We start from the raw sequence: 11,042 nt of genomic DNA, 5'->3' as shown, positions 1-11,042 counted from the left end.
ACCCCGTTTGAGCAAGATGATATTTATTATGTTATAGCGCGTAATGCCTGGGGCAATTTAAAACTCTACGGTGAGAAAACCGGACATTCTGTGGAAATCAGCCCTTACCTTAATTGGATGCGAACGAAAAAAGGAAATCAGCAAGATATTGAAGCTGGCAAGGCTAACCAAACTGCAAAAGATTTTATAGCACTGCAAGACCCTGAGCGACTTGATATAAAAAATAACCAAAAGAAACCACTTTTTCCTGCGGCATTAAAAAAACATGGCCCACTCAATGCTGATGAAGTGTACGGCTTTGCGCCATTTTTATTTATGGGTGGCGAGAAAAAAATCAAGAATATTGAAAAGTGCGATATTTTTGCCCATTTGAATTTAATTGCCGACATGGGTGATATGGAAATTATTGATATGGCTTCTATGGTACGTGGCGCTATTAAGCAGTACGAATAACGCTGTATGCAAATGTGATTAGTTGAGGACTTAAACGAGCTTTATTTGGCACACATAACTTAATGAAAAACTTAGACTTAAAGAAAAAAGTTTCAGTAACACATGATGAGCTATATTCATTAGAAATGTTTTTTAATATTAACTTACCAATTAGCTACAGAGAGTTTATTTTAGAATTCAATGGTGCATCCCCAGAGGGGGCTATTATAAGAATTAACTCTGAAGAGCGGGTATTGGAAAGATTTTTAATAGTTTCGGAAGATGAAAAACTCGATAGTGGACTGATGCAATACGAAATTAAAGTAGTAATGGCTCAAATTGAGGAAAGACTTACAGCTAACGAAGACTTGGTTGGAGCCGAGACCTTACCTTTTGCTTATCTTTTTGGTGGTGATTTTTTATGCCTAGACTTCAAAGAAGATGCAATAAATCCTAAAGTAGTAATATGGGATCATAATGAATCTGAAGAATTATCGCCTGTTTTTTACAAAGCTTTTGATAATTTCCAAAAATTCCTTAATGCGATGTCTTTCGGCTGACATATATTTACAAACTTTATGTTTGATCATTTAATTTAAAGCTCATTTATAATACTAAGGACAGCACATGAAACCTGACATTACAAACATCCCACAACAACTCGGTCAGTACCTTTATCAGCAAATTAATGAGCCGTGGCTTAAAGCACAACTCATTTTAAATTGCGAAGATGAAAACGTACTTGAATGCAAAGCCCATTATCAAACAGCAGATGACTCAAGTGAACAGCCAATTACCGTGAAAGACGAGATAGTCAATTTATTCAAACAAGTATTTGATAAAGCCACAAAGCAGCAACCCGAAAACTGGACACGCGCTATTTTTACCATTAATCGCCAAGGCCAATTTAATCTCAACTTTGAGCGTAACAATCACGATGATGACGTTATTACTGCACAAAATACGCACTAACTTAAATAAGTAAATTACTCTAATACAAAAACACTAAGGACAAAAAACATGGATGTTAAGAAAAACACCCGTAGCAAGCTAAGCCTAACCGCCTTACTTTTTTCAAGTAAATTTATCAAAAGCCCGGTTATTCGTATCGCGATCATCTTCGCCATTATTATCGCATGTTTACTAATGATCAAAGTGGCTATTATGGCCTTTTACATCACGGTATTTCTGCTTGTGACTATTTCAATCTGGGGTACATGGCAACGATTTGCTAAGCTTAAAAAGAGTAAAGATCTAAGCTAATATTTATCATAATCATAATGAAATTGTTTCTTTTATTGTTATAAATATAACAAAACAAGGAAAAACTGGTATTTTTTGCAACTATGATTTGAACCTCATCCTTATACATACTAAAATGCCATTTGATTTATAGTTAAAGTAAATATAAAAGTCATGGAAGACTCTAGTAGAAATATAATCCTTCCTATTGTTACTCCATGATTTTTCGTTGCTAAAAGTGATATAAACAAAGATGTTTATAATGAACAATTTAATGGAGTAATTATGAAAAAATTAAGTGCGCTGGTTGCTATAGTGATGCTATCAGGTTGTTCAAGCAGCCCAAAAGTTGAACAACAGGCAGCCCCAGTTGAACAACCAGTTGTTGTCGCAGAAGAAGTTAACAGTGCAATATCATTGACTGTTATTACTTCTCCTGATGACGCCCGTATTCGCATTATGAATATAAAGCCGAAATACGAAGCTGGTATTGAACTCGATGAAGGTAAATACGACATCGAAGTTACTAAAGATGGTTACTTAACCTATAGAAAGTGGGTTACTGTTGACAAGAAAACGATCCTGACTATCGAATTAGATCAAATTGAAGCAAGCCAATCTGCGTTATAGTACCCCTGGTGGCAAGTGTATTCTTGCCATCATCACTTTGTGTTATCTTTATTAAAAATTAAGTATAGTTTACATACAAAGTTATTGTCGCATTAAAGAAATACCCGTATTCTATTGCGCTCATTAAATGGACAGTAAAGAATAAGGATATTAATTTTGGAGTCATCACAAAACTATTCTGACAGCTTAAATAAAATCTCCACACGAATACCTAACGCACTTAAAATAGTTGATAATAAAGAGCTAAAAAGCACTATTTTTTGGTTGAATCAAGTGCTTTTAGTAGTTTCAACTATCTTTGGTGTTTACCTAGCTGCGAAAAGCGGTTTAGAGCAAGTGCTTAAATTTGATTCCTATAGTAAAATGGAAGATAACTATTATTTGCATACTTCATTATATGATAATTTAGAGAATATAAAACGCTATTCGTTACTTTTAGTACAAAGCCCACATACGAGTGAGCTTGAGTATAATAAGCCCACGTTTGAAAAATATATTTGGCATACCATGCAGTACTTGTTCACAACACTTGAAACGCCGAGTATATTTTTAACACAAATTCGTCGTTTTTATAGTTGTGCTGAGTGTGTAATTGAAGCGGCGTTAAGGCGTAAAATGTCTGCGCGCCAAGCGTCTATTGAACTAGACCAAATTGCCGATAGTATTGAGCAACAAACATTACCTCAACTAAAAACTAGTGCATTAAATTTACAACAAGAATTACAACAAAACGATATTATTATCGGCTCATTAAAGGACGCTGATAATGCCAACTAAACGCTGCCCTCACTGCAAAGATCACCCTTTGGATGTTACTCATTATCAAGGTGAAGAGATAGATATCTGTCGCGAATGCGGTGGCTTATGGTTTGAAAAAAACGAAGTTAACCGGATGATTGCCGAAATCAACGAAGGTCCTATTGGTGAAAAATACGAGACTCATTTTGGTAAATCATTAGGTATTTCAAGACTAGACTGCCCTGATTGCAATAAGAACCTTGAGCGCTTTCATTTACTCGAAGATTTTCATACCGAAATTGATGTTTGCCGTCATTGTGATGGTAGTTGGATTGAAAAAAATCAATTAGAAAGCGTTGAAAACAGTCCTGAGCTCAAAGCAAGCCTAGACAAGCTAAACCAAAAAGTTAGTTGGAAAACTTATCTGTTTCAATTTTTAACGCAAATGCCCGTTGAATATAACCTAAAGCCAAAACAAACGCCGTGGGTTACTCGCAGTTTAATTGCACTCAATGCCATTGTTTTTGCCTTGTATTTTTTCAATGCAGAGGCATTCAGTGCCACCCTCGAATTGTTTGCAATGAATCCAAGTAAGATCTCTCAAGGCGAACATTTATGGAGTGTGATTACCTGTGTATTTTTACACGGCTCAGTAATGCACCTTATTGGTAATATGTACTTTTTATACATTATTGGCGATAACCTCGAAGACGTATTAGGTCATAAAAAGTTTTTAATATGGTATATGGTATGCTGTTTGGCAGCGTCTTTTGCTAGCTTTATCGTTGATCCCAGCTCGATTATTCCAAGTGTCGGGGCTAGCGGCGCAATTGCAGGGCTATTTGGTATGTACTTAATGTGGTTTAGGCACGCCAGCCTTACTTTTATGTTTATCATTTATCAAAAGAAATTATCTGCAGTGTGGTTTTTTGTAATTTGGTTAGGGATCAATATTTATGGCATGATTGCAGCACCTGATGGTATCGATTATGGCGCTCATATCGGTGGCTTTATCGCAGGGTTATTGATCGGCTTTGCTCTTAAAGCAAAAATCACTGCACAAAATCCTATGATTGAATTATTAAATCAACCTGAAGCACAGCTAAAACGCTAATTTAACGCGCTTAAACCTTCCCTATCGGTGCTGATGGGAAGGTTTTCATTTATTACGTATCACTCACTACTTTATGAATAATGGCTTGGCATTGAGCTGCGTTCATAAATTTTGGTACTGGATAGTCCCAGTTAGCCTCTACAATTGCAGCATCAGCAAGCTTTGATATATCAGCTACTTTTAGCTCTTTTAAATGATGAGGGATCTCTAGATCAATAAGTAACTGCTCTAAGGTGTTTAATAGTATTGCTGCTTTTTCTGCTGGTTTTTGGTGTGATTGTGTTAATTGGCAATGATCAGCAATAGCCGCCAGCTTTTTATCTATACTGGAACCATAAAATTTCAGCACATGCATCAATACCACACTATTTGCTAAACCGTGAGCTGTGCCGTATTGCGCGCCAAATTGATGCGCTATAGCATGCACATAACCTACAGATGTTCGGGTAAACGCTTGTCCTGCATAAAATGAAGCGAGTAACATATTTTCCCGCGCAACTAAGTCATTACCATTTTTATACGCTGTTAATAAATTTTGTAAAATAAGTTCGATTGCTCGCAATGACTTGTCATCACTAAAAGCAAGGCCATTAGTGCCTATGTATGCCTCAAGTGCATGCGTGAGTGCATCGATACCTGTAGCTGCGGTAATAAAATCAGGCACAGTTTGTGTTAGCTCAGCAATTAAAACTGCATCACTTGGTACAAGAGCAAAGTCAGTGGCGGCATATTTTGTTTGCATTTGCGGATCGTTTACCACCGCAGCAACGGTCGTTTCTGAGCCAGTACCTGCGGTTGTTGGAATGGCACATAACGGGGGCAGTTTTTTCAGTACTTTAAACAAGCCTTTTAACTGCTTAACTGATTTATTAGGTCTTACTGCACGTGCGCCAATTAATTTGGCACAGTCAATTACTGAGCCGCCACCAACGGCGATAATACTATAACATGTGTATTGCTGATAAAGTGCTAAACCACTTTCAACATTGCTAATCGTTGGATTAGCATCAACGTCACTAAACAGCTGCCAAGAGATTGCATGCTCATCCAGCAAAGCTAAAATGGGAGCAACAACGCCTAAATTTTTTAACGTATTGTCAGTTACAACTAACACAGGTTTATTAGGATTAAGTAATGCAAGCCATTGCTTAAACCCGCTATAACCTTGATACAAACGCGGAGCAGGAATACCAATAAAAATAACAATACATTTTAAAATAAAATGATAGCAGCGATATAAAAAATACATAAAATCAGACTTTTGTTATTTTTACGTTACCTGATAGTGCATCAATTTAAAGCAATTGCCAATAATAGGCAGCCCCTAATACAGAAGTATTTATAATGATAGTGAGCCAAAGTACCGCAATAAATGCACGTTTTTGTGATTTATGTCTTAACCATTGCTGAGCGATCAGTGCTCCCGGCCAACCACAAATTAATGCTAAAATATGTAAACTACGTTCCGGCACTCTAATAGGCCGATCTGTTGACTCTATCGCCAAACGCTTATCCCATTTATAAACTAAAAACGTAATACTGCTCATAGTACAGTAAACACTGGCAACCAAATATGGCCAATAATCAAGCAGCCCACCAATCACTAATACAACTAGAAAACTAACAGAAAAAAGCAATAATGTTTTTTTAATCAACGGACTCTCGCCTATACTACAATTTGAAAAACTAATAATGATAGGCACGATTATGTCATACCTAAAAACACTTTTACTATCTTTTTGCTTTATCTACGCTGGTGCTATTAGTGCACAAACGATTGACTTAGCACCAGAGCTTGAAGTATTTAAACCTTACCTCGGCACATGGCAAGCTGATTTCAATGTTGCCGATAATAAGCCAAAGATTCAGGATGTAGGTCGCTGGGAGCGAGCCCTCAATGGGAAAGCAATTCGTACCCTTCACTCAATTAATGAAGGTGAATATGGCGGCGAATCAATGATATTTTGGGATAGTAAAAAGCAGTCATTAGTTTTTTATTATTTCACTACAGCAGGCTTTTATACTCAAGGGACATTGAAAGTATTGAGCCCTACGCAGTTTGTAGCATACGAAACCGTAACAGGTTCAAAAGAAGGCATCACAAAAGTAAAATCAACCAGTGATTTTAAAGATGAACAGTTTGTTGTCTCTACCTCTTATTTAAAAAAGGGCGAATGGACAAAACCTGAAAAACGTATTTACACTCGCAGTAACAAACAGGTTATTTTTAAATAGTAACGGCATAACAGTAATCGAGTGAATCAATTGGCTGGACTGATGACTTACCATATAAAAAGACATAACTAATTTAAAAGAGGTAGCCCGTTGAAATGCTTTTGCCGCTGTTTGGTTTTGTATTATTTTCTACAGCTAGATTAGAGTTGATCTAGTTTAGAATTGATAATGTAACTCAAACTAACCACGCCGAAGTGGCGTTGCTAGTTTGAGCGAACGGTTAAGTTATACCGATTTTATACAAAACCAATTTAATCGTATTGAAGGTATTATGTTTTCAATTTATTCAGTTCATCGTCTTGTTGTGCAACAAGCTGATTGAGCATTTGACTACCATCGCCGGCTTGAGTTGATAAATCAGCAAGTTGTGATGCGGCATCAGATATCCGCGTTAAATTACGATTAATTTCTTCGGTTACAGAGCTTTGCTCCTCAGCAGCCGTCGCTATTTGGGTGATCTGATTAGTGATCTCTTCCACTTTAATTACCACACTGTGCAAAGCATCAAAGGCAACGGTGGTTTCATCAACCGCGGTTTGTGCTCGCACAACCCCTTTTTCAATCACTGTTGAGGCATTACCCACTTCAAGCTGTAAGTTGTCAATTAAGCCACTAATGTCATCTGTTGACGCACGAGTTTTAGATGCCAGAGCACGTACTTCATCGGCTACGACAGCAAAGCCTCGCCCCTGTTCACCAGCGCGAGCTGCCTCAATCGCAGCATTAAGTGCGAGTAAATTAGTTTGCTCTGAAATAGTGCGGATCACATCTAAAATTTGTGTAATATCGTTACTACGCGCCGCCACCTTGGCTACGGCTTGATTGGCTTGCTTTATTTCTTCAGACATCGTTTTCACTTGTGATACCGCAGACGATAAACTCGCTTCGCTACTGACCACTAATGAATTGATTTCATCTGCCTGTTGCGCTGATTGCTCTGAAGCACGGGCAACTTCAAGGGCGGTGGCACTCATTTCATTCATTGCCGTTACTACACTTTCAATTTCTTGAAACTGAGCTTGCACATTTTGCTTAGTATCAACGGCTACATGCGCGGCAATTTGTGCCTGCTCTTTCGTCTGCCCTGATACATCTTTAAGCTGTGCAATTAAATCACGTAATTTTTCCAAAAATGCATTAAATCCAACAGCGAGCGCAATTAACTCTGCATGAGTGTCAACCGTTAACGTTTGTGTTAAATCCCCATCCGCGCTGGCTAAATTATCAACCCGTAACTGAATTTGTTGCAGCGGCGCCACGATGCTTTTGACAACTAAAGTCATGATAATAAAGGCAGCGCCAGCAATCACTAAGCCAGATATTAAAATTAACCCACCAAGAGTGTTGGCGTTATCTTGCATACTTGCACTTAGCTGCTGTGGCCCTTGCAGTGCAAGCTCTGCTGGTACTTCAACTAATAAAGTCCACTGGCGACCAGCAAGTTTAATATCTATTGGGTAATTGACTAAGTATTCATTTTCACCCTTTTGTACTCCAGAGCGTTCTTTCAAACTAGTATAATTTTTTAACACCGAGGCTGAGACGGCTTCTTTTAGCGGACGGCCAAGTTTGTCTTTGTTATGACTGCTACCCACAATTAAATCCATCGAACTTAATAGGGTAACTCGCGCCTGACCATTATATAATTCTTTTGATAACTGCTCGGTCATGGTTTGAAAAACTGGCAGTGTAATATCAACACCACTGAGGCCAATAAACTTACCGTCGCGAAGTATTGGCACAGTCAAAGAAGTCATCATTTCAGAATTGCCGGGAGATATTTCGTACAGATAGGGTTCCATTATGCACGGCTTTTTAGTGTCTTTAGCACATAAGTACCACTCAGCTTCACGTTGGCCAAATTCGTTTAAGGTCGTAACGTATTTTTCTGCTGCATCTTCAACAACTTGCTGTTCAATCACACCTTCACGGCTGCGAGTGAAGTAAATCTCTAAGGTGCCTTGGCCTGCGACTGAATGATCATAGCCATTTTTATACTGTTGATCGTTACCATCAAAACCATTAGCTTCAAATTGCGAGTAGATTGAAGAAAGTATTGAATTACCTTCTATAATAGAGCTATTAAGCTGAACCACTGAATCACGCGTTAAAGCATCTTTAGCTGATTCATTACCAAGTATTGCTGCGAGTGAAAAAGGCACTCGATACGCTTCGTTGATAAATCCTGCGATTTTTTCACCGTACACAGCAGCATTGCTGGTGAGCTTTTCTTCTACCTCAGTAACTATCAATTTTTCAGCTTGTGCTGATAACACTTTATTGCTGCTTGATAATTGCCACCAAAGCACACTCGATAGCACTACAACGGTGATAAAAATACTACCTAAAGTAAGCCATAGTAACTTTTTCGCCAACGCTAATTGCCGCATTCCACTTATCCTTTAATTAAAACTACGTTTACATTCTAGTTCAATTATTCATAAGTTAATCTATTTTGTTGAAAAAAACATATTAACGCTGCGCTAATACTATTTAATTTTACCAGTAGCTAAAAAGTTTTCGCGATAACAAAACCAATTTAGACATCGAGTTGATCATTGCTGAACTATTGGTGTAAACGCTTGGCAATGACTTTGCACTCTATAAATAGTCTTAATATGGCAAAATAAAAATGGGGGATGTTGGTTGTCGGGTAGCACAAACTGAGGATTGAATATTAAGTACGAATTATCACAATAACGCGTCTTGGTTATAAATGGCGTTCTAAAAAGCTCATAATTATAAAAAACAGCCACAAAAAAGGCGCATTTAAAATAAAAATGCGCCTTTAAAAATATAAATTATTAAATTTACAATAAGTTAGATAACCGACAATTCAATTGCGATATTACCACGAGTAGCATTTGAATATGGGCAAACTTCGTGTGCTTTAGCCACTAACGCTTCTGCGGTGTCTTTATCTACATCACCGACAAAAACAGCTAATTTTACAGCGATACCGAAACCACCTTCGATTGGACCAATCGATACTTCTGAATCAATGCGGGTATCAGCAGGTAACTTAACTTTTGCTTGGCCTGCAACTAATTTTAATGCGCCAATAAAACACGCTGCATAACCCGCTGCAAACAACTGCTCAGGGTTAGTGCCTTGACCATCATCGCCACCTAACCCTTTTGGAGTTGAAAGTGCCACATCTAAACGGCCATCGTCTGATTTTGCAGTGCCCTCGCGGCCACCCGTTGCAGTTGCTTTAGCTGTGTAAGCGACTTGTAGTAATTCTTTCATAATGTTTTCCTTATTTAAGGTTGGGACTAAATTTATTTTGCATGCAAAATAATAAAGTAGTTTATTGAGCATTGCAAATATTTTGCATGCAAATTAAAATGCAGTGTCATCATTCGAGAGCTACTATGAAATATCCACAATTGAAATTAGATAATCAAATTTGTCATCGTCTGTATATGGCCTCCAATTCAGTGGTACGTGCCTATCGAGATGCACTAAACGAACTTGAACTGACCTATCCACAGTATGTGGTGATGATGGCGCTCTGGGAAGAAGATGAGATCAGTATTGCACAGCTGCTGGAAAAAACCGCAATAGATGGCGGCGCCATGACACAAATTTTGAAAAAAATGACCGATAAAAACTTATTAGCCGTGGTTAAAGATGAAACAGATAAACGTAAGCGAGTCGTAAAGTTACACAAACAAGGCATACAGCTGCAACAACAAGCAGCGAATATCCCTGAGCAAATTCGTTGCCGTTTTCCATCTATTACGCAGCAAGAAGCCACACAACTAATTACTTTACTTGATAAACTCAATACTGACTTAAGTTAATTATCAAAAATTTTGAGAGCGATTCGTGTATATATACCCCACTCTTTTTCTATTATAAAACTTCGTTATAGTGGGTGCAGCAAAACAATTTAACGGAGCAACTCATGAAAGCCATTGGATACCAAACAGCAACCAAAACACTTAGCAATCATTCTTTCGAAGCCATCGAGTTACCTATTCCAACAGCATCCGGTCACGATTTATTGGTCGAAGTAAAAGCAATTTCAGTTAATCCTGTCGATGCGAAGATCCGCGCAAATGTTAGCCCTGAACAAGGTCATAAAGTCATTGGTTGGGACGCTGTTGGGATCGTAAAAGCTGTTGGTGATAAAGTAAGTTTATTTAATCTGGGCGACCGGGTTTATTACGCTGGTGATTTAACTCGCTCAGGCAGTAATGCTGAATTTCAACTAGTTGATGAACGTATTGTTGGCCGTGCGCCTACTACCTTGAACAATGCCCAAGCTGCTGCGTTACCGCTAACCAGTATTACAGCCTGGGAATTACTGTTTGATCGTTTGCAAATATCACGTTCCAACAATGCAAAACCAGCTTCATTATTAGTTATTGGTGCCGCAGGCGGTGTTGGCTCAATTTTAGTGCAGTTGGCCAAACAGCTAACCAACTTAACGGTGATAGGTACAGCATCACGCGTAGATAGCGTTAGCTGGTTAAATGCGCTAGGTGTTGATCAAGTGCTTGATCACTCACAAAGCTTAGATGCACAACGAATAGAGCATAATCTTGCTGAATTTGATTATGTAATTAGCCTCACTCATACCGATCAACATCTTGATGAAATTATTAAAGTGATCAAACCACAAGGTAAATTAGCTTTAATAGAC

14 protein-coding genes are annotated in these 11,042 nt (G+C 38.1%); 10 read left to right on the top strand and 4 right to left on the bottom strand.

Translation table 11 applies throughout. From position 1 onward, the window contains the following. From H5200_RS22150 to H5200_RS22120, 7 genes are all read left to right on the top strand, one after another. Window positions 1-453, top strand: a 453-nt coding sequence (locus H5200_RS22150; protein WP_182762663.1) for a T6SS immunity protein Tdi1 domain-containing protein, incomplete at its 5' end; no start/stop codon positions are given. Window positions 454-515: 62 nt separating this feature from the next. Continuing rightward, window positions 516-992: an SMI1/KNR4 family protein gene (locus H5200_RS22145; protein ID WP_182762660.1), complete on the top strand. Its 477-nt coding sequence runs from the start codon at window positions 516-518 to the stop codon at window positions 990-992. 67 nt (window positions 993-1,059) lie between these two features. Next, window positions 1,060-1,404: a DUF600 domain-containing protein gene (locus H5200_RS22140; RefSeq protein ID WP_182740459.1), complete on the top strand. Its 345-nt coding sequence runs from the start codon at window positions 1,060-1,062 to the stop codon at window positions 1,402-1,404. 48 nt (window positions 1,405-1,452) lie between these two features. Further along, window positions 1,453-1,695 carry a hypothetical protein gene (locus H5200_RS22135; RefSeq protein ID WP_182762657.1) on the top strand — a complete coding sequence of 81 codons (243 nt, stop codon included), beginning with the start codon at window positions 1,453-1,455 and terminating at the stop codon, window positions 1,693-1,695. Between the two features lie 264 nt (window positions 1,696-1,959). Continuing rightward, window positions 1,960-2,304, top strand: coding sequence for a PEGA domain-containing protein (locus H5200_RS22130; protein ID WP_182719054.1), 345 nt, complete (start codon window positions 1,960-1,962; stop codon window positions 2,302-2,304). Between the two features lie 156 nt (window positions 2,305-2,460). Continuing rightward, a complete protein-coding gene (locus tag H5200_RS22125; RefSeq protein WP_259399263.1) occupies window positions 2,461-3,081 on the top strand; it encodes a hypothetical protein in 621 nt (206 codons plus the stop codon). Then, window positions 3,071-4,156, top strand: a complete 1,086-nt coding sequence (locus H5200_RS22120) for a rhomboid family intramembrane serine protease (protein ID WP_182762655.1) — start codon at window positions 3,071-3,073, stop codon at window positions 4,154-4,156. Before H5200_RS22125 ends, H5200_RS22120 begins: the two co-directional genes overlap by 11 nt. A 52-nt stretch (window positions 4,157-4,208) precedes the next feature. On the opposite strand, the gene H5200_RS22115 is transcribed toward H5200_RS22120, so the two are convergent. Both H5200_RS22115 and H5200_RS22110 read right to left on the bottom strand, forming a co-directional pair. Beyond that, a complete protein-coding gene (locus tag H5200_RS22115; RefSeq protein WP_182762653.1) occupies window positions 4,209-5,405 on the bottom strand; it encodes an iron-containing alcohol dehydrogenase in 1,197 nt (398 codons plus the stop codon). A 46-nt stretch (window positions 5,406-5,451) separates the two neighbouring features. Then, window positions 5,452-5,811, bottom strand: coding sequence for a DUF1294 domain-containing protein (locus H5200_RS22110; protein ID WP_149981840.1), 360 nt, complete (start codon window positions 5,809-5,811; stop codon window positions 5,452-5,454). Between the two features lie 52 nt (window positions 5,812-5,863). On the opposite strand from H5200_RS22110, the gene H5200_RS22105 reads away from it, so the two are divergent. Beyond that, complete coding sequence (locus H5200_RS22105) at window positions 5,864-6,391, top strand: hypothetical protein (RefSeq protein WP_149981841.1); 528 nt, start codon at window positions 5,864-5,866, stop codon at window positions 6,389-6,391. Window positions 6,392-6,660: 269 nt separating this feature from the next. On the opposite strand, the gene H5200_RS22100 is transcribed toward H5200_RS22105, so the two are convergent. Together H5200_RS22100 and H5200_RS22095 are read right to left on the bottom strand one after the other, a co-directional pair. Then, entirely contained in the window at window positions 6,661-8,781 is a 2,121-nt protein-coding gene (locus tag H5200_RS22100; protein ID WP_182762651.1) for a methyl-accepting chemotaxis protein, read from the bottom strand. A gap of 430 nt (window positions 8,782-9,211) precedes the next feature. After that, window positions 9,212-9,640: an organic hydroperoxide resistance protein gene (locus H5200_RS22095; RefSeq protein ID WP_145242020.1), complete on the bottom strand. Its 429-nt coding sequence runs from the start codon at window positions 9,638-9,640 to the stop codon at window positions 9,212-9,214. A gap of 125 nt (window positions 9,641-9,765) precedes the next feature. Between H5200_RS22095 and H5200_RS22090 the strand changes: the two genes are divergently transcribed. Beyond that, window positions 9,766-10,197 (top strand): MarR family winged helix-turn-helix transcriptional regulator, encoded by a 432-nt coding sequence (locus H5200_RS22090; RefSeq protein ID WP_182740465.1) that lies wholly within the window; start codon window positions 9,766-9,768, stop codon window positions 10,195-10,197. A 104-nt stretch (window positions 10,198-10,301) separates the two neighbouring features. Beyond that, window positions 10,302-11,042: zinc-binding alcohol dehydrogenase family protein (locus H5200_RS22085; protein WP_182762649.1), on the top strand; the 741-nt coding region annotated here is incomplete at its 3' end.

Origin of the sequence: Pseudoalteromonas sp. SG43-7 (assembly GCF_014164295.1) — a bacterium.
GTDB lineage: Bacteria > Pseudomonadota > Gammaproteobacteria > Enterobacterales > Alteromonadaceae > Pseudoalteromonas > Pseudoalteromonas rhizosphaerae.
Note: the sequence above shows the minus strand (reverse complement) of the source record. Positions and strands in the feature narration are given on the sequence as shown.